Origin of the sequence: Rossellomorea sp. LJF3, assembly GCF_037046045.1 — a bacterium.
Classification (GTDB): Bacteria; Bacillota; Bacilli; order Bacillales; family Bacillaceae_B; genus Rossellomorea.
In genome coordinates, this window is sequence record NZ_JBANLY010000018.1 from 16,654 (window position 1) to 36,185 (window position 19,532).

General features: G+C 40.0%; 23 protein-coding genes. 4 read left to right on the plus strand and 19 right to left on the minus strand.

Translation table 11 applies throughout. The features are described from left to right. Positions 1-99: 99 nt before the first annotated feature. On the plus strand, positions 100-669 hold the full coding sequence (locus V8G47_RS15790; protein WP_336200959.1) for a dienelactone hydrolase family protein: 570 nt from the start codon (positions 100-102) through the stop codon (positions 667-669). Positions 670-755: 86 nt separating this feature from the next. Here V8G47_RS15790 and V8G47_RS15795 read toward each other — a convergent pair whose 3' ends face one another. The 18 genes from V8G47_RS15795 to V8G47_RS15880 all read right to left on the minus strand — a co-directional run bounded on the left by V8G47_RS15795 (position 756) and on the right by V8G47_RS15880 (position 15,785). After that, a complete protein-coding gene (locus V8G47_RS15795; protein ID WP_336201008.1) occupies positions 756-1,223 on the minus strand; it encodes a GNAT family N-acetyltransferase in 468 nt (155 codons plus the stop codon). A 138-nt stretch (positions 1,224-1,361) separates the two neighbouring features. Next, complete coding sequence (locus V8G47_RS15800) at positions 1,362-2,156, minus strand: aminoglycoside adenylyltransferase domain-containing protein (protein ID WP_336200960.1); 795 nt, start codon at positions 2,154-2,156, stop codon at positions 1,362-1,364. A 29-nt stretch (positions 2,157-2,185) separates the two neighbouring features. After that, a complete protein-coding gene (locus tag V8G47_RS15805; RefSeq protein ID WP_336200961.1) occupies positions 2,186-2,506 on the minus strand; it encodes a ribosomal-processing cysteine protease Prp in 321 nt (106 codons plus the stop codon). A 287-nt stretch (positions 2,507-2,793) separates the two neighbouring features. Next, positions 2,794-3,462 carry a class I SAM-dependent DNA methyltransferase gene (locus tag V8G47_RS15810; protein WP_336200962.1) on the minus strand — a complete coding sequence of 223 codons (669 nt, stop codon included), beginning with the start codon at positions 3,460-3,462 and terminating at the stop codon, positions 2,794-2,796. Positions 3,463-3,469: 7 nt separating this feature from the next. Further along, positions 3,470-4,078: a hypothetical protein gene (locus V8G47_RS15815; protein ID WP_336200963.1), complete on the minus strand. Its 609-nt coding sequence runs from the start codon at positions 4,076-4,078 to the stop codon at positions 3,470-3,472. A gap of 87 nt (positions 4,079-4,165) precedes the next feature. Further along, complete coding sequence (locus tag V8G47_RS15820; RefSeq protein ID WP_336200964.1) at positions 4,166-4,687, minus strand: AAA family ATPase; 522 nt, start codon at positions 4,685-4,687, stop codon at positions 4,166-4,168. A gap of 164 nt (positions 4,688-4,851) precedes the next feature. Beyond that, entirely contained in the window at positions 4,852-5,841 is a 990-nt protein-coding gene (locus tag V8G47_RS15825; RefSeq protein ID WP_336200965.1) for a S66 family peptidase, read from the minus strand. A 46-nt stretch (positions 5,842-5,887) separates the two neighbouring features. Continuing rightward, the gene (locus tag V8G47_RS15830) at positions 5,888-6,412 is read right to left on the minus strand and encodes a cysteine hydrolase family protein (protein WP_336200966.1); all 525 of its coding nucleotides are present in this window, start codon (positions 6,410-6,412) and stop codon (positions 5,888-5,890) included. A 77-nt stretch (positions 6,413-6,489) separates the two neighbouring features. Next, positions 6,490-6,918: a hypothetical protein gene (locus V8G47_RS15835; protein ID WP_336200967.1), complete on the minus strand. Its 429-nt coding sequence runs from the start codon at positions 6,916-6,918 to the stop codon at positions 6,490-6,492. A 40-nt stretch (positions 6,919-6,958) separates the two neighbouring features. Beyond that, entirely contained in the window at positions 6,959-7,717 is a 759-nt protein-coding gene (locus V8G47_RS15840) for a serine hydrolase (protein ID WP_336200968.1), read from the minus strand. 97 nt (positions 7,718-7,814) lie between these two features. Further along, the gene (locus V8G47_RS15845; RefSeq protein ID WP_336200969.1) at positions 7,815-8,621 is read right to left on the minus strand and encodes an aldo/keto reductase; all 807 of its coding nucleotides are present in this window, start codon (positions 8,619-8,621) and stop codon (positions 7,815-7,817) included. Between the two features lie 130 nt (positions 8,622-8,751). Then, positions 8,752-9,213 carry an NUDIX domain-containing protein gene (locus V8G47_RS15850; RefSeq protein ID WP_336200970.1) on the minus strand — a complete coding sequence of 154 codons (462 nt, stop codon included), beginning with the start codon at positions 9,211-9,213 and terminating at the stop codon, positions 8,752-8,754. A gap of 452 nt (positions 9,214-9,665) precedes the next feature. Beyond that, entirely contained in the window at positions 9,666-11,246 is a 1,581-nt protein-coding gene (locus V8G47_RS15855) for a bifunctional metallophosphatase/5'-nucleotidase (RefSeq protein ID WP_336200971.1), read from the minus strand. A gap of 400 nt (positions 11,247-11,646) precedes the next feature. Then, positions 11,647-12,549, minus strand: coding sequence for a phosphotransferase family protein (locus V8G47_RS15860; protein WP_336200972.1), 903 nt, complete (start codon positions 12,547-12,549; stop codon positions 11,647-11,649). Between the two features lie 18 nt (positions 12,550-12,567). Further along, entirely contained in the window at positions 12,568-13,257 is a 690-nt protein-coding gene (locus tag V8G47_RS15865; protein WP_336200973.1) for a response regulator transcription factor, read from the minus strand. Further along, the gene (locus tag V8G47_RS15870; RefSeq protein ID WP_336200974.1) at positions 13,235-14,344 is read right to left on the minus strand and encodes a HAMP domain-containing sensor histidine kinase; all 1,110 of its coding nucleotides are present in this window, start codon (positions 14,342-14,344) and stop codon (positions 13,235-13,237) included. The genes V8G47_RS15865 and V8G47_RS15870 overlap by 23 nt, the downstream gene beginning before the upstream one ends. A gap of 83 nt (positions 14,345-14,427) precedes the next feature. Beyond that, positions 14,428-14,943, minus strand: a complete 516-nt coding sequence (locus V8G47_RS15875; protein ID WP_336200975.1) for a hypothetical protein — start codon at positions 14,941-14,943, stop codon at positions 14,428-14,430. Between the two features lie 266 nt (positions 14,944-15,209). Then, entirely contained in the window at positions 15,210-15,785 is a 576-nt protein-coding gene (locus tag V8G47_RS15880) for a dihydrofolate reductase family protein (RefSeq protein ID WP_336200976.1), read from the minus strand. A gap of 227 nt (positions 15,786-16,012) precedes the next feature. Between V8G47_RS15880 and V8G47_RS15885 the strand changes: the two genes are divergently transcribed. After that, positions 16,013-16,516: a DinB family protein gene (locus tag V8G47_RS15885; RefSeq protein WP_336200977.1), complete on the plus strand. Its 504-nt coding sequence runs from the start codon at positions 16,013-16,015 to the stop codon at positions 16,514-16,516. A gap of 411 nt (positions 16,517-16,927) precedes the next feature. Here V8G47_RS15885 and bla read toward each other — a convergent pair whose 3' ends face one another. After that, complete coding sequence (gene bla, locus V8G47_RS15890) at positions 16,928-17,824, minus strand: class A beta-lactamase (protein ID WP_442970867.1); 897 nt, start codon at positions 17,822-17,824, stop codon at positions 16,928-16,930. 90 nt (positions 17,825-17,914) lie between these two features. Here bla and V8G47_RS15895 point away from each other — a divergent pair, with 90 nt between their 5' ends. Both V8G47_RS15895 and V8G47_RS15900 read left to right on the plus strand, forming a co-directional pair. Then, a complete protein-coding gene (locus V8G47_RS15895; protein WP_336200979.1) occupies positions 17,915-18,757 on the plus strand; it encodes a sialate O-acetylesterase in 843 nt (280 codons plus the stop codon). After that, entirely contained in the window at positions 18,754-19,293 is a 540-nt protein-coding gene (locus V8G47_RS15900) for a PadR family transcriptional regulator (RefSeq protein WP_336200980.1), read from the plus strand. The genes V8G47_RS15895 and V8G47_RS15900 overlap by 4 nt, the downstream gene beginning before the upstream one ends. Positions 19,294-19,532 lie beyond the last annotated feature (239 nt).

The following is a 19,532-nucleotide window of genomic DNA, read 5'->3' on the forward strand; positions in this document are numbered from 1 at the left end:
AAAGCTATGATCTTGAGGAGGAAGTTAAAGCGTTGGCAGGGTAAACTGTATTTTTGTCGAAATTTATACATAAGACGTATTTAAATGGGGGCGTAAATGATGGCAGAAGTTTTGTTGTTCCACCATGTTTTGGGTAAAACGAAGGGAATTGAAGCATTCGCTGATCAACTGAGAGATGCGGGACATATTGTGCATGTCCCGGATTTATTTGATGGCCGTACGTTTTCCTCACTCGAGGAAGGCTTAGGATTTGTGAAGGAAATCGGGTTTGGAGAAGTGACGGCGCGTGGCATTCGGGCAGCCGGCGATCTTTCTAAAGATGTCGTCTACGCTGGGTTTTCACTGGGGGTACCGGCAGCACAACAGCTCGCTCAAACACGCGAAGGCGCAAAAGGAGCACTGTTTTTCCATGCATGCCTCCCGACCTCCGAGTTCGAGTCTCCATGGCCAGCCGACTTGCCGGTTCAAATTCATGCCATGAATGAAGATCCTTTCTTCGTTGAAGACGGCGATATCGATGCAGCACGGGAACTTGTGAAGTCTGCAAAACACGCTGAGCTTTTTCTATATGAGGGCAAGGAGCACCTCTTCACCGACAGCAGTATATCCTCTTATGATGCTGACGCGACGAAGCTTGTGATCAAACGGGTTCTCGAGTTTCTAACATAGTCATCAGGAAGCATGGGAGGAAGCGCAGGGACGGTTCCTGTGCTCCCTTTTCGATAAAAAGGAAGCATAAGAACCTTCCCCATGCTTCAATAACATTTATATTCCATCTTTAGAAACTCAAATGTGCTGCCATTAGTATCTTGCACAAAAGTCTCTACATCTTTAAATCCAACTTTTCTGTACAGTTTTATTGCTCTTTGATTAAAGGTCGCTACTGACAATGTGAGTTTTTCAGATTTAAATTCTGATTGTACATAGTTCATGCCTGCCCTTAAAAATTCGATCCCATTACCCTTTCCAGTTAAATCTGGTCTCATCCCTAACCCAATATCAAAGATTCCGTCAGCTATTTTACTAACACTGAAGAAGGCAACCAATTCTTTATTTTTTGAAACAGCAAACGTTGTATTCCCTCGTTCTTCCGGGTTTAAAAATTCAGCTAGATCTTCTGCATCAGCTTCCATATCGTAAAATGAATAGTCACCTTCATAGTGCCATGTAAATGCAATATTTTCTGCTTGTTCTTGTGTCATAACATTAAATTTATAAGTTATACTGCCTCCTGTTAAATAAGAAAATCGTTGTTCTATGTACTTTCAGAATCGGTATCACAATTCAAACTTTATGTCGTACCCCATTTGTTGAATAAAGTGAGTAAAGGGAAAATTAGCTAATCTTAAGTCGTTAAACGCTTAGCTTAAGATGGTCTGCACATTAATAGCAACATAATCTCTAAACCTTAATAGTTCATCATTCTCAAATTGACAATCATCTTTTTCACTCGAATAACAATCAATTATTTTATTGACAGTGCTACTCAATTCTTTCGGCAAGTGGGCTAAACCCCAACGCCCAGCTTCTTCCTTTGAAGAAATGACTCCTTCTTTTACGTACCTGAACACTCTAATCATATTTAGGGTGCAATAAATGGGTTCCTCTTGAATGCGACCCAGGCATTCTTGAAAGTCTCCGACTATTGACGATAGATAATCTGAACGCGGAACTATGGGGAATACTTCAGCAATAGGTTCGCCTGTCACACAAATCCCCCTATTATGTAAAATAGTGATATGGGCTGCTAAATCCGGATCAGTGCTACTACTTCCAGTTAAAAATTTGTGTGTATTCCTTACCAAATCATGTTCATACCGCTCTCTCCAGAACTCACTATAATGGAAATCAAATAGACAAGGATGCTGCCAATCTCTTAATTGTTCCTTATTAATAAAACTGATTTCGACTGGGTAAGGGGAATTGGAGCAATTCAAAAAGAATATAGCCAACTTCCTTTTCGCTTCAACTGTAATCGTTTTTTTCGTGACGGCCAATAAATCTATATCGCTTTTGTTTGGATTAAATCCCCCCATTGCTACGGAACCGTGAATATACAATCCAGCAAGGTCATCGTTTAATATAGTAGTGAGTTCTTCTTGTATACGTATAATAATATTTTCAACTTCAGCTGAGAACGACTGCATTAAGTCCATCTTCTATTCTCCTTTTTAAAATGGCCTTTCTAAAAGTTCTTTTTGACGCAAACATTTTTTGGATACTGCTCTTCAATATCTTGTAAGTTATACAACATTGATTTCATTAATGTTTGGGCTTCGATACTGGACTCTAAAGTACTAGATAAATGTATTCCAATTAAACCATCGTCTTTTTCTATTTCCACTTCCTCTTTACATATCCTCATTATCGAATTGATTGTCCCGATTGTTAGTGTTGAAACACTTGCACAAACAATATCCTCACCGTAGTCGGCGAATAACGCATGTCCTTTAACTGTAAATCCACAGATATTTTCATTATGTATTAAAAATTTTATTGTAATCAATTCAAACCTCCGCAAGTAAATTTTTTCAACAATTCACCATATAAAAATACCCCGCTAGAACCATTACATTCTATAAAGACATATTATTTAATCTTAGTTATTTCATACTTCATCTCCTTTACAAGTTTACTATAGTCTTTATCTTACAGGAGTTTTGCAGTCCATCTTATTCCAACTAAAGGCACAGTCACGGATTTACCGCTCTAGTACAACTGTACGTAATAATACCCAAAAGGGGTTTAGTTACAATAAAATCGCAACAAATTTTAAGGGAATTGAGATAACGGTTATTCCTTTATTCGGTACTTTTGATATAACACTTCAACCGTACTATGATAATGTGGCTCACCGTGACCTATATCCAACAGAAGGGTCTCAGATGCCTTAATCTTTTCATATCCGTTAAAATGATGATCTAATTCGTTCTGTGTAAAGAAGTGAATATAGGTATCAGACTTGGGACGATAGAACGTATTCTCACTTTGCGTTTGAGCATTTTTCACATTCTTATCGTAGCTTGGATCATTGACATCAAAGGCATTGATATAAATGAGGCCCCCTGGAATCAGTCCCTTTTTAGCCTTATTAATGATTCCTTTTATATCCTCATCGTTGAAAAAATTGAGGACATTGGCAAGAATGATCAATGAATATGTGTTTTCTTCTATTTCACATTTTGTTAAATCGTTTACTTCTGCTTTGATGGTTACTCCTATTTCCTTAGCAGCAGTTAATGAGCGCTTGATGGCTGTTTCTGAAATATCAATACCTTCAACTTCAAACCCTTTATGGGCAAAATATAGAGCATTCCTTCCTTCACCTATGCCGAGGTCCAACACTTTTCCGTCTTTTACTAAAGGGAGGTAGTCAATTAATGTTTGGATTGGCTCCAATCCCCATAAGTAATCTTCTATCTGACCATATTGTTTTTCCCATATTTCTTTATTTCCTGACATGATCTTCTCACCTTTCAACCTTGCCCAATTTCTCTAATTTAAACGGTTCATTAACATCCTGATTGTTCATCCATTCTAAGAAGTGATGAATACCTTCTATCCCATCCACCAGGACAGCTCGATATATAAATACAGATGGATAGTTCAATTCCAATTTTACAAGGTGTTCTTTAATACCCAAGATGGATTTACGACTTCTATCTGACAACGCTTTATCCATAAACCCAACCAAGTCCCTGGATAGTGGACCGTTATGGTTAGAAGGAAAAAGCCACATGTCTAAATTCCATTGAGTTCCTTCATCATGATCTGCATCAAGATATGTTAATTTAGAATATAAACCTCTAAATGGAGAGTTTAAATAGTTATGAAACTTGATTTCTACCACACCCCTATGAGTAGCTAAGTCTCCGAGTACTTTAAAGACGTTCTCTGGACTCGGGATGTCACAGAAAGTCTCTATGTCAATATCATGACTTACCATAAGGTTATAGGCTGTAGCCCCTACCAGATGGACTTCACCAACTTCTCCCCATTTTTTAATCAAGTCTAATTTGTTTAAAATTCCCAGTGCAATCTTTTGTCTTTGATTAGCCCGTTGAATGATTTCTTCCATTTTTTTAAACCCTCTTCAATTGTTATAATATTGCAAATTATAACATCATAACGTGATTATCCATTATATGCAAGACAATCTATTAACTCACTCCTTCACATACTCAAAAACATCCTCAACATAGCTTTCCAGAGGTTTACTTGTATCTACTAACAAACATTTGATATCCATTGGTTTTTTACTGTTATTGATAGTATATCTAAATGCTTCTTTTGAAGTGATTTCGCTTATTTGACTGGTCATCGTTTCTCGATTCTTTAATCGAAAATTAACTTCCTTTACATCATCGATATAACATTCAACATATTTGTACGTAGCATTGTATTTAGCAGATAAGTTCGTGCCCTTACGAACTAATTCATCATATAAGCAAGGACTATCAAAAATGACATTGTGACCTTGGGATAAATGAAACTCAATTAATGACCAATCAATATTGTAAGAAATTTTCCCAGCTAAGCTGTTATCGATTTCGGCTTCAATGGATTCTAATAAAGCTGATTTAACAATATCGTGATCAATGAGTACAGCTCCTGTGTGCTTGGCAATTTGTCTAGAAAGTGTAGACTTTCCTGAGCCTGGAAAACCGGACATCTGAATGAAAAACATATTTGAATCCCTCGCTATAGTTGTAATCTAATTTGAAATCAACAATATATTTTAATGGAAATACCAAATTTTTTTAAAAATGAGCTTATCCCTATTCTGGATAAGCTCTCCTTTGATAACTTGAATTCAAGATAACCAATCGCAATTAGGGAATCAAGATAAACCTAGATCCACGCTTCTATACAATGGACTGACTTTCTCTTTGTATCTACTTTCACTTTCTTTCCTATAGCCAAAGGGTGCATGGGATGAGTATGGCACGTATCAAACTCAGCTAAAATAGGGATCTCTTTATCGTCTAATTGTTCCATAAGAATATCGATTGGCTTCTTACCTGTTCCTAAATCATCATATCCCTCATGTTTCCCCAAAATGATCCCTGACACCTTTTCAAAGATTCCGTGCAGTTTCAACATTGCAAAGTTCTTTTCCACTATCGACGCATCTTTCGCACAATCCTCTATCAGTAAGACATCCCCATTTTTTATAGGCGGGAAATAGTCCGTACCAATAAAACCATACATCGTATTAACATTTCCACCTATTAATCGACCTTCCGCGACTCCGGTGTTTCTTGTTATCCATTCATTTCGATAGAGAGTTTTTTCTTTTGTTTTGTCTAACCAATTAACAGGTTCATCAGACCAATATGTAGGCATGGGCACTTCATAAGGAAGACTGCTTTCTGTCATAAAGTAGTTAACAAAGTATTGGTACGTGTCATTAACTAATGGTTCGAATTCACCAAAGGAAGGAATGAGTGCAGGACCATAATAAGTAGTGATTTTTGTTTTATGATAAAGAGCAAGAAGGATAGCCGTTGCATCGGAGTAACCTACTACGATCTTCGGATTTTTTATCAACGCTTCGTAATCTATATAGGGCAAAAGGCTATTAGAATTGGTACCGCCTATCGTGGACATCACCATTTTTATTTCTGGATCTCGCAATAAATCATTTAACTCATTTGCGCGCTCTTTAGGGGTCCCTGAGCGATACCCTTCATTCTTTCCTGTCAATTTCCCTTCGACTATACATAAACCTTTGCTCTCCAGGAAAGATTTTGCCCGTTCATATCGTTTTCTTGCTGTAACTGTTGCTGGTGATGATGGAGTGAAAATCCCCACTTTGTCACCTGCGCTTAATTTATGCATGGGAGCCACCGTCCTTTATTGTTTAACAATATGTATAGTTCCACACTCAACTATCAAACGTAATATCGTTACTTGGGTATACATCTGCAAACCAACGCAATACGCCATTATGATGGTTTATAATTTGTTGAGCCGTGATATCTTGCGAATCCCAAGTGCTGTGTGCGTCTGAAGCTAAAGTGACCTTATAATCCAAACTAAAAGCTCTTCTGCAAGATGTATCCACACATGCTTCTGTTTGAATTCCCGCAATGACTACATGGTCAATCCCTTGTTTTTTCAGTTCATCATCTAAAGAAGTATTATAAAATGAATCCGGAGTCGTTTTTTGAATGATGATATCCTGAGGATGTGGAGTGATTTCAGGATGAATCTCCCAACCCTTTGTACCATACTCTAAAGGTTTTCCAACAGGTGCATTATGCTGTATAAAGAATATCGATGTCTCGTTAGAGCGTGCTTTTTCAATTAGATCTTTTACAGTTTGGAGTAATCTTTCTCCTTTGTATACAACATTACCTTCCTGAAACATCCCATTCTGAACGTCTATAACCAGTAGTGCATTCTTCATCATTTTCCCCCTTGAATAAAACGTACTTTGGAAACTACAATAAGATACTTTTACATTCGCCCTTCTTAAATCCATACTTATTCACACTGATTACGTTCAAAATGCTTCCCGTCCTTTGGCAAACTGCCCTCTGGAGGTGTCCAAGCGGTTTGGCAAATAGTCTTTTCATCTACCACTGAGTATGTGTAAATCCAGCCTTTTTCGTTTTCAAACTCAACCTTTAAATGATAAGGATTGAATTGCCTCCTTGTTTGATGATCAATTTTCCATTCTTGATCGGGATATTTTTTTTCAAGAAAATAGTTTAGTTGTTCTGTCTTAAGTGATACTTGATAATCAATCCAATAGGGTCGAATCACGAAAAATGAAAGGACTATTAGAGTTATTGAGGACGCGATAATGAAACTCCATTTTCTACTCTTTTTAGGCAATAAAAATGCCGTTACAAAGAGGATCAGGATAAATGCAGCACACATTGTTATTTCTATTAGCGTTATTGGATGCACGAACATTCCCCCATCATTCCCGATACTTAAATAAAGCTGCTTACTGTTTTACATATTCACCATAAAGCAACTCCATCGCTTCCATAATCTTATGGTCAGAATCCTGATGGTTTAGACGATTAGGTAAGTTAACCGCTCCTAATGCAAAGAGATAAGGGTTCTCGTTGAAGTCACCCATTATACCGATATCAACAGCTACATCTTCCAGACCACCTGTCATATGGTTTAAATGGTGCACTGGTATTTGTCCTATATTTCCCTTTTGTCTAACCAATCCATTCATGATCGGTGTCCACAAGAGAGGCTGCGTTTTGTACCCTTGATAGATACGAATCATCAAATCTAGCATTTCGTTTAGCTGAGCTTTATTATCAACATCCCTTGGGTTTTCAGTAACATGTATGGAAGGATAATAAGACTGGAGCGACCCATTTACTTTTTCCCAACCACCACAAAATTCAACAATGCTTCTGGCAATATAACTATCATGGCAGGCAATCATTACTTCAACCGCTTCCCTCAACGGAAGGGTATGTCTATTTTGTAGATGTGGATAAAGTTCTTTGCTGTCCTCTTCTGGATTAAATGACACTTTTTCAACAATGTCCTCCCATTTAATCACATTATCCTCTACCCATTTCGCTACACAAAATGCAATCGCCACTTTAGCTGCTGAAGCAAGAGGAATTTTGAGTTCACTATTTAGAGAGGCACTTTTTTTATTTTCTTTCGTGGAATAGATCGTTAAGCCTACTTCTCCAACTTCTATTTCTTTCAGTTTTTCTATTACGTTATTCACTTTTTCACCTGCTTAGTTTTCTTGGAATGCCCAATGCTTTTAATAAACCAAAATCCTAGCGATACTATCTCTATCACTAGGATGAAGGCCAAACAAATTATAAGTTTTCAATTTTTTTCATATCTTCTTCAGATAATTCGAAATCGAAAAGATCTAGATTAGACGCTTGATTTTCGCGGTTATGAGATTTAGGAATGACGATCACACCACGTTGGATTTGGTATTTTAATAAGACTTGTGCGCCAGATTTTTTGTAGGATTCACCGATTTCATCCAAAACCTCTTTTTGATGGGCTTCGGCTTTCATTGGCCCCCATGCAACCGGTGCAATGCCCTCTTCTTTTAATACAGAAAGGAGATCTTTGTTAGGTTTTGTTAGGTTAATTTGAATTTGATTAACGGCTGGCTTCACTTTAGCGAAATCTTTCAATTCTTCCAGATGATCTTTTCCAAAGTTTGAAACGCCGATTGCTTTTAGTTTGCCCGCTTCGTAATATTCTTCAAAGACTTCCCACGTGTTTTGAAGTTGTACGTTGTCTTCGATAGGAAAGTGAATAAGAAGCAGATCAAGATAGTCTGTTTGAAAGTTTTTTAGACTGTTATCGATTGCTGCACGAGTAGCTTCCTTTGAAGAAATATATTCTTCATCGCCTGGAACTTTTGTCGTAATAAATAACTCTTCCCGAGGCACTGTGCTTTCTGCTAAAACTCTTCCCACAAGTTCTTCGTTTCGATAAACGATGGCGGCATCGATTGAACGGTATCCCAACTCAAGTGCTGATAGAAGTTCAGGAATTTCATTGGTTAACGCCGCGTTATACTCATGATTTTCTTTCCCATACGTATTTGTACCTGTCCCTACAATTGGCATTTTCAGCCCATTATTAAGTGTGATGTATTCCATATGTTTAAGCACTCCTCTGTATACTTAATTTTCCTGATTACAAAGTCCATCATATCAAATTATAGAATTTTCAAAAAGAAATATGGAAGGAGGGAGTTATCCTACTACTAATAATCGCTCATTAGTGATGTTAGCCCTTAAAAAGTTGCTCATTCATCACGCTAATTGAATAGATATTTTCTTCTACTAAGTTATGAATGATTTGTTTTAATACATGCGGTTCTCGCAAATCCTCTTTTTCTAATGCTAAAAGGTCATTCGTTGTTATCCACCTGCTCTCAGTAATTTCATCCTCTTCAAGGTTTAATGTACCTCCAGTAACCTCACCAATAAAATGAAATAAAATGACTTGATTGTTCGTATTACTGGTGAAATTATATACTCCTGTCGTGCCAACCAGCTTTACATCCAAACCCGTCTCCTCTTTCACTTCCCTTTTAGCTGAATAAAGAATATCCTCACCATACTCTATATGCCCACTCGGAAAGTTCCACTTATGGACGGCATTGGGTTTGTTTTCTTTTATCATCAAGACTTTACCATGACGTAAGATTGATACACTTGCTACTAAGACAATTCCATCTTGAGACATTCATTTCTCCTCCATTCTATTCTTTCTTTAACCTGCCTGATAATTCAAGATAGCTGGATCAGTTATTGTCCACACCTATTGTTGAATTTGCCGTACCCATATTCTCTGTGGGTTCCCTTTCACATCGGTTACTTTATTATTGAATACATAAAGGTGTCAGTTAGCTTGCTGCCATCTGCGAATTCCGGGTACTTCTTATAGTTACACATCCTTATAATAGTAGGACATTTTGACATGTCCTTTACTTTTATATAATTAATTCAATAAGTATACTGATCGTTCAGTATCCTCAGCTACTGTACTCCTGCTACTTCAATACTTGGTAACTAATATTAAAAACAAGATAGTTCCAATTATTTCAAATATTATAGATTTGAGCAATACTCCTCTTCCAGTAATTAAATGAAAATAAAACAGTAGAGCGGGATCTGCCCCGCTCTACTGTTTTATTTTTACTGCACCTTGATCCGCCCTGTCTCAGGTGGTGCTACGCTTCCGCCTGATTCAATGATATAGGTAATGAATGAGTCCAATGTCGGCGGGCCTTCCACAGAATCATGGCCCTTTTTAAAGGCAGTGAATCCGTCTCCACCGGTTGCAAGATAATTTGTGAGGGCTACGGTATATGTCTGGTCCGGCTGAATGGCGTTTCCATCTCTATCAGTCATCGCTACTACTTTATGGCCAGGTGGTGCGTCTTTATCATAGGTGTAGTCGAGCCCCGATGTCTGCATGATGGTTTGAAAATTCCCTGTCCACTGCTGTTCCAGTGCTTCTTTCATCTCGGCGCCGGTCAATGATAGTTTAACCAGGTTGGTGCCGAAGGGGAGCATGGTGTACAGTTCTCCCCAAGTAAGTTCCCCCTCATCCAGGTTCGCCCGGATTCCACCCGGATTCATGAATGCGATGTCGGTGTCCATGTTCTCCCGATGTGAATCTGCGATAAGATTTCCAATCGGCCTCTCCCCACTGGCGGTCCTTTCCTTCGTGATGGCGGCTTCCGCCTGACCCATTTTCTGGTCCAGCATCATCTGCTTGTCTGCCGAGTAAGAATCGACCATTTGTTTGATTTTTTTGTCGGGCTCGATTCCATCGTGATAGGTGGATAGGATGGCTGCCTGCTTATTGACGATGTCCTTCGTCTCCCGGTCGATCAGGAGATCTACATCGGAAAAGGCAGTTCCATATGAGTATGATTGAACAATCAATTTCCCATCAACTGATGTATTTGCAAAGCCGTGACTGTGGCCGCCGAAGATGATATCTACTTCATCATCGATGCGGGGGGCAAATTCAGCGGCGTCTTGAGCAGGATTTGTTCCGTCCTCATTTGAAGAAGCGGAAACATGCCCGAGGACGACAATGGACCGAACTCCTTTTGCCTTCAATTCTTTCACGCTTTGATTGATGGCCGTGACTTCATCCGTGAATTTAATGCCTTCAATCCCGCTTGGCAGGACGATATCTTTCGTTTCTGTCGTGACAACTCCGATAAACCCGATGGGCACACCATCGACTTCTTTGATCAAATAGGGTGGTAAAATGGATTCCCCTGTCTCTTTATCGATGACATTGGCAGCTGTGTATGGAAATGCCGCCCCTTCAAAGGTACCCGTTTTCTCATGTTTGCCGCCGTCAAGGAGCCTGAACATCTCCTCCGTTCCTTCATCGAACTCATGATTCCCTAACGTCCCGATGTCGAATCCGACCTCGTTCATCCACTCGACGGCAGGTTCATCCTGCATAAGAGATGACACAGGTGAGCTAGCACCGACCATGTCGCCGGAATGGACCAATAAAGTATTTTCGTTTTCCTGCCGGTGCTTTTTTAAATAGGCAGACAAGTATTCAGCACCGCCTACCTTCTTTCCATCCCTCGTTCGAACCGTTTCCAGCTGGCCATGAAAATCATTGACTCCCAGAAGCTGCACAGAAATATACTCTCCAGGATCGGTGGAAGATGACGCAAATGATGATCCGATGAAAAATACCCCCGTTGCGATTGCTGCCAACATCCATTTACTCAAAGACATGGAAAACCTCCCTGTGCTTTTGTCATCTTCAAGGTAGCACAGTAGTTTTGACCCATTTTTAATAGAAAGTTATGGTTTTGTAAAGACGTGATCATACAAACTTCAAACTGATTATGGCAAAGGGAGAAGCCGTTTCTCAAAAAAAAATAAGCGGAGATTTTCCGCTTACATTCAAAATGAACGGTGTATTTGGGGAAATTAAGCGGAATTTTTCCGTTTATGTACAGAAAAATCATCCGTTTTTGGATTTATTGAGTCAATAGGCGGAATTTTCCCTTCTATTTCAGGTCTTTTCTACTAGCAAAGACGACATAAGCGGAATTTTTCCGTGTATTTGTTAGACCTGGTAAGTAAGCGCCAAGGTACCTGTCCCCGCGGCTGCCGGAATCCCCTCCATTGCCTATTTCCCCATACACCCTCCCATCTCTTTCCCAAGCTCCAGCAATCCTTCCTCCACCCATTCTTCATTTCCCCTGATAATCCCATCAATCATATACTGAATCTGATCGAATGTAACAAAGTAAGAGATCTTTTCAATCCTCTCTTCTACGTTTGAATATCCCAGCGAACGTAATAAATCTCTTGTAAATCCCTTTCCACAATCCTCAAGGATATATAGTAATTCATAGTCGGGGTCACATACGCACATATCTCCGAAGTCGATGATCCCTGTCAGTCCACCTGTTTCGGTATCAATAAGGAAATGATTGGGGGAAAGATCCCCATGAATCAATGTGGGTGTATATGTATGATAATCAGGATGTTGTAAAAACGAGTTAAACCGGCCAGAGATGTAGTCTCTTGTTTTGTCGTCAGTATGGGGGAAAACTTTCTCTTTTGCTTCTTTAAACAGCTGTAAGTACTTGGTTTCAAGGTTTACGGCAGGTAAAGCCCGGTATGCCACCGATTCAACCGAAATCGCTTGTAGACTTTTCATAAATTCAGAAAGTGATCCGATCAAATTCCTGACTTGAATCCGACTGAGTCTCGAAATGGAATCTTCTTCAAGGAGCACACCAGGCAGCTTCCTATACCCTACAAAATAAAGCCCATTTTCCTGCCTGCCTACAAACTCAAAAAATGGGATGGACAATGATAACTTAGGCTGAATGGCAGGCAAGATGCTGATTTCCTTCTCAATATCCATTGATCCCCCTTCGTTCTTTGCAAAACGGAATGCCCACTGATCATTGACTTCAAAGACGATACTCATCATTCCTTCACCAAGTACTTGAACCGATTCTATCTTAATGTCAGGGAAATGACGCGTTATCTCATTCATGTATTTCTTGGTATCTTTCACTTTTAAGGCCCTCCTTCCCTATTGCTTCTTGAATCGGTAGCCTACACCCCAAATGGTTTCAATAAATACAGGATCTGAGGGGTCCTCTTCAATTTTCTCCCTGATTTTTCTAATATGGACGGTGACCGTCGTAATGTCCCCAAAAGAATCATAACCCCAGAGCCTTTCGAATAGATGTTCCTTCGTGAAGACCCTGTCAGGATGGTTTGCCAGGAACACCAATAAATCAAACTCTTTTGCGGTAAATGGTTTCTCTTCATTGTCCACGTATACTCTCCGGGAATCGAGGTCCACCCTGAGGTTCTTGATTTCGATTTCATCTTTCGGGGCTTCCCGACTGATTAATCGGTCGTATCTTGACATATGCGCCTTTACCCGGGCAATAAGTTCACTCGGTGTGAAGGGCTTCACGATATAATCATCTGCTCCGCGGTCGAATCCCCTGATTTTATCAATGTCTTCTTTTCTGGCGGTCACCATAAGAATCGGAATATCTAAGAATTCCCGCAGCTTTTTGCATAACTCATACCCGTCGATTCCCGGAAGCATTAAATCCAGCAGGATGAGGTTGTATGAATGGGTCCTTGCAAGTCTCAGCCCTTCCTCCCCTGTCGAAGCGATATCACTGCCAAATCCGTTCACCTCTAAATAATCCCTTTCCAGTTCAGCAATATCCATCTCATCTTCAATAATCAATATTTTCTTCACGCTCATTCACCTTTTTCAATGTAAAATAAATGCTCGTCCCCACTCCCGGTTCACTCTCTGCCCAGATTTTCCCGCCGTGGTTTTCAATGATTTTTTTTGCAATCGACAGTCCGAGCCCGGTGCCTCCCGTGGCTGAATTCCTCGATTCATCTGTCCGGTAGAAGCTGTCAAAGATATTGGATAGATCCTTTTTCAGAATTCCGCTCCCATTGTCTTTGATTTCCACCTGGACTTCATTGTTGTTCTCACTGAGGATGACCTTTATTACTTTCACTGATTTGTCCATATACTTCAGACTGTTTTGTGTAATATTCATGACGACCCTGTTTAATTTTTCCCTGTCCGCCTTCACGGCATAAGACTTTAGAGGATCATGGATCAGTACCGCTTTCCCATGGTCATGTTCAAGGGTTAACGAGAGTTCTTCAATAAAATCTTGAAGATAATCGTCCAGTTTGATCTTCTCAAATGTAAATGGAATTTGTTCAAGGTCCAGTTTGGAATAGAGAAACAGTTCATCGATGAGGGCATCCATATCGTGAGCGTTTTTTTCAATCTTGGAAATATAACGATTTAGTTTCTCAGGCGTGTCCGCCACTCCATCCTGAATGCCGCTCACATATCCTTTGATCGAGGTCAGTGGCGTCTTAATATCATGCGAAATACTGGCAATGAGCTCCTGGCGATTCAGTTCGTACTGCTGCTGAACCACCGACGCTTCCTTCAGTTTCAACCGCATCTCTTCAAAAGCATTGGACAATTGCCCCAATTCGTCCTTTTGCTGTGAAGCACAGCTGTAATCGAGATTCCCTTCACTGATCTTTTTTGCCACCATGGATAAACTCTTGATTGGTCCAAGGAGACTCCTTGAAATAAAATACGTCAGGATCCCGTTGGTGACGAAGAGTATCACGATCATCGCCCCAAAACGAAAGGTTTGAAAGACCTGCATATCCTCCCCTTCAGATTTCTTTCCAAGCACATAAAAAAACACATACCCGGCACCAAGTTCGACAATGATTAAACTGATTATCGGGATAAAAATCATACCGATATTCGATAAGATCAGTCTTTTCTTTATGGACATCGCACTGTCACCTCCTCTTTCAACTTACAATGTTCGAACAACCCGGACGTTTCTCAAAACGGACTGTCCGGCACGTGTTTATATTATTTACGATTCTCCCCTTGATGTTCCGAGGTCATAAAACGATCAAACTTTATAAATCCTATAAAAATGAACAATGAACCAAAGATATTACACATCACCCTGAACCAATGGACGATTTTGAATTCCTGAACGGTTTGTTTTAGAAATTCAACAGAGTGGACGCCAGCTCCTTCCATAAACATGATTTCATTCCGCGGCCACTCAAACAGGATGGAGGCTGCCCCTTCTAATATGATGGCCATCAGGCTGAAGAGTACCCATTTTCTTGCCGGTTTCACTTTCCACACAAAGATTCCTGCCAGGACACCCGTCAGGATACTGACAAACCCCAATGGCGGAAAGTAGGTGTGTGGACTTGCGACTTGCATCCAGTCCATGGATGCTTCCAACGTCTCCGGTACGTTGTGAAAAATATTGGGATAGACCATAAATGTATTAAGCAAGATGCCCCCCAATATGATCCACTGGATCCAAAGATGGGATAACACGGAGTAATAACCAACTTTTTTTGACATGTAAAAAACTCCTTCTCAAATTCGTTTTTGTCACCTCATCGGCTGACATGTACTTATTGTAGGGAGCAATTCTAAATGATTTCTTATGTAGTTCTTAATTAATTCTTAAATGCTGTAAACAAAAAAACGCAATCCCATAAGGATCACGTCAACACAATAAATATTAGTTTTTCGAAAAATGATGTGATTGAGTTATGTTGAAGGAGAATCTGAAAAGTATGCTGTCTTTGGGATGCCTTTGCTTAAACTCATTTGGGGCAGCAAGGTCATTTAACCGTCTGGTAAACAAGCCCTATGGCGCCAGAGTCAAATGTCTTGTTTTCGATTAGCTTAAGATTGATCTTTCCTTTGATACCTTGGAATAACGGCAGCCCGCTCCCGATTAGAATGGGAGAAACTGTAATTTTATACTCATCTATTAAATCTAGCTGCATAAGGTAGTGTGCGAACCTTGGACTTCCGAGTATGACCATATCCTGACCTGGCTGCTGTTTGAGGTTGTTGATCTCTTTCATGACATCTTCTTTAACCAGTCTGGAATTGTTCCATTCGACTTTTTCCAGTGTCCTCGAAAAAACGATTTTTTCTGTCTTTTCGATCCATTCGGCATGATCTCTTTCATGTTGTGAAGCTGTTGGGTTTGAAGAGACAGATGGCCAGTAACTGTGCATCATCTGGTATGTCCCACGCCCCCAGATGACGGTGTCGGCAGTACTCAGAATTTCTTTCGCGTGCTTCTCAAGATCAGCATCGTAGGAAACCCATCCAATGTCCATATCCCCCTTCGGCCCTTCTACAAAACCGTCAAGCGATGCGTGCAGAAATAGAACAAGTTTTCTCATTTTCGATTCTCCTTTATTTATTAGGAATAATTACACTATACGATAACTGAAATTTCAAGACAATTCCCGACTGGGTTGTTTTATATGGATGCTAATCTAAACTGCCATTCGTAATTCAAATATTTAAAGTAATAGTAAAGAGGAAATTTGAATACTCCGAACAAGTGTTTTATAATGTGTTTTCATAAATGAAAAATTATTGAAACGGGATTATGGAGGCGTGGTATATGTATGTAACGATTACAGACTTTATTAGAGAATGGAATTGGGAGGCAACGCTAACTCAAAAGGTTTTGGAAGGTTTAACGGATGATTCATTGAACCAAAAAGTTTACCCGGAAGGTCGTTCATTGGGGAGGATTGTTTGGCATTTCACGACAAATATTCCAGAGTACTTGACTCATTTCGGGCTGAATGTAGACGGTGTAGAAAATATGGAAAATGTCCCTGCCTCAGCTAAAGAAATGTCTGAAACGTTTAAAAACATAAGTTCTAGTGCAGTCAAAGCCATTGAACAACAATGGACAGACGAATCTTTGAAAGAAGTACAAATTGCATTTGGCAGGGAAGAAACAAATGCTCAAGTTTTAATGGGACTAATTAAACACATTATTCATCATCGTGGCCAAATTACTATTCTTATGCGTCAAGCCGGAATCAAACCGTTTGGCGTTTATGGACCGCCAAAAGAAGATTGGATCCACTTAGGTGTGGAAAATCCTCCACTCTAACACTATCTAGCGAGTTCGATAGTATTAGGAATGAGGAAACCCTGTATTTTTTGGGTTTCCTCATTATTTTGACTATATTTCAATATTAGAGTTTAACAGAGCCACTATATTACGATTGGATTAACATCAACAATGGACTCACTACCAATTTTTTTGAAAAAGGAATCTAACTCTAGATAAATTTTATTTTATAAGAGAAAGACGACAATCTCCTAAGTCATCGCCTCACAGTGACTCATTCTGCTCTTTATCCAGTTCCACCTTCTTATTCATCCCCCACCGGAAACGGTTTTAATTCCTTAGAAGAAGCAAGCGATTTAACCCTAGCATTTTGATCACTTTTATCTTATTTAAAGTCATACGATTTTCACGAGGAAATGGATTGTCCAGATTCTTTAACGTTTCGAAAAATCACTTAAATTCTTTCAGTGCAACCTTAGCTGCCTTTGCTATAAGTTCATTATCATAGGCAGCATCCTCAGTATCACGGCTGGATAGAATCGCGATAATAATGGGTTCTCGATTCGGCGGCCATACGATAGCGATATCGTTTCGCGTTCCGTAGCCTCCAGCTCCCGTTTTATCGCCTACCTCCCATCCTTTAGGAACAGCGGCACGGATCAGTTCGTCTCCAGTAGTATTCCCCCGCATCCAATCTGTCAGGATGGTACGCTTATCATGCGGGAGCACGTCGTCGACCGTCAAAGCCTTCAAGTTGGTGGCAAGTGCTCTTGCTGTACTTGTATCACGGATGTCTCCTGGGATGGCACTGTTCAAATCAGTCTCAAAGCGATCAGCCTCGGTGACATGATCGCCGATTTGCCTCAGTGCATTTTCGAAGCCGTCAGGTCCTCCGAGTTCCTCCAATAAAAGGTTCCCCGCGGTATTATCGCTGTACCTGATAGCCGCATCGCAAATTTCCCTAAGGGTCATACCGGTATCCACGTGTTGCTCTGTAATGGGAGAATACGTGACGAGGTCATCTCTGGTGTAGGTGATGACTTCGTCAAGTTCGTCCATCGAGTTTTGCTGCAGCACCAACCCTGCGGCCACAGCCTTAAAGGTGGATGAATAGGCGAACCGTTCATCAGGTCGATAAGCTACCGTCCGATTTGTACCGGTGTCAATCGCATAGACACCGAGGCGGGCATCAAATTTTTTCTCGAGTTGCATGAACTTATGGCCAGCCCCATGACTTGTTGCTTTTTCTTTTGCCTCGGTCTGTTTTAATCCGTTACCAATGAAGCTTAAACTTAACAGTCCGACACACATCATAATTTTTAACATTCTGACACTTCCCAACATCATCAGTCCTCTCCTATTTCATTGACAATAGTCTAATTAGACTTTATACTAGCTTAGTCTAATTAGACTATCGTGTAAAGGAATGAAAATGAAATGATTAAATCTTTTTTAATGGTAGGACAATCGAATATGGCAGGTCGTGGATTCTTGCATGAGGTAGATCCTATCTATAATGAAAAAATAAAGATGCTTCGTAACGGACAGTGGCAAATGATGACAGAGCCTATTAACTATGACCGCCCTGTTTCCGGTGTAAGTCTGGCAGCATCCTTTGCGGACCAGTGTTCGAAAGCCAACCCGGATGATGAAATCGGGTTGATTCCTTGTGCGGAAGGCGGCAGTTCCTTGAATGATTGGCACCCGCAAGGCACTCTGTTCAAACATGCTTTATCTGAAGCCCGATTCGCTCTTGAAACCAGTCAAATTTGTGGCATCCTTTGGCATCAAGGTGAAAGTGACAGCCATCAGTCTCTCCATGAAACATATTACGACAAGTTATCTCTTATCATTGAAACGTTACGCAGCGAATTAAACCTTCAAGACGTCCCATTAATTATTGGTGAGCTTGGTCATTTCTTAGGGAAGGAAGGTTTCGGAAAGCACTCATCAGAGTTTCAAGAAATTAACGCTGAATTACATCGATTTGCTCATGAGCAGCCCAATTGTTATTTTGTATCGGCAGAAGGTCTAACCGCCAATCCGGATGGTATTCATTTAAACGCCGCTTCCCAACGAAAATTCGGTTATCGCTACTTCGAGGCATTTTCGAAAAAGCGTCATATCTCAGGGCCACTTGCGGATGAAAATCAATCACTAAAGACAAACCTTACCTATTCAAAAAATGAACAAATCTATATTCACAGTATGAATTTAGCTCTGGGCAAAATCACATACGCTGAATTTGAAGCACAGATGGCGAAGGTGATGCACCCTTGATTCCCTTACTCATCCTTGGATTACTGATTCAAAACCCTGGCGCACATGGCTACGAACTATTAAGTTTAATGGAAAAACGACATTATAAATATATCGTTAACTTTACTAAGGGATCATTTTATTACAATTTGCAACAACTCCAAGAAAAAGGGTTGATTGAAGAAACAAATGAAAGACGTCCAAACAACGGTCGTGACATTCACACCTTTAAAGTAACGTCTTCAGGAATAGAAGAATTCCATAAATTAATGGCCAAACACGGAACGAAATCCGAGTATGTCAACTTACCGGTCTATGGGGCATTACTCTTTGCAGATGTATACGATAAAAACAAATTATTGGAGTTAATCCAATCCCAAATTGATCAAACAAAAGCCAGAATTACTCTTCTCGATGAGTACTTGGCTACCATTGAAGAATCACCTGGTCAAATTGATTATTTTGGTCGCATGAACGAGAATTCCCGTTCTCATCACTTAGTAAATTTACAGTGGTTTAAGGAATTGAAGGCAGATATAGAAAGTGACACTGATTAATAAGAAAATCACCTGTCCAACTTTTTATCAAAAAAAACGTCCCTTGTTTTGCCTGAGGGACGTTTTTTTATGTTTCTCTTAAAGATTCACCATATCCCCGTCCAAGCTCGCATCCTAGATAAAGAGCATCAAACAGAATCATGCGAGATTTACAAGAATCGTGCGGCATTTGGTTTAATCATGCGCCTATCATCATAATCGTGCGAGTTTAAAAGAAATCATGCGAGACATTGGATAAT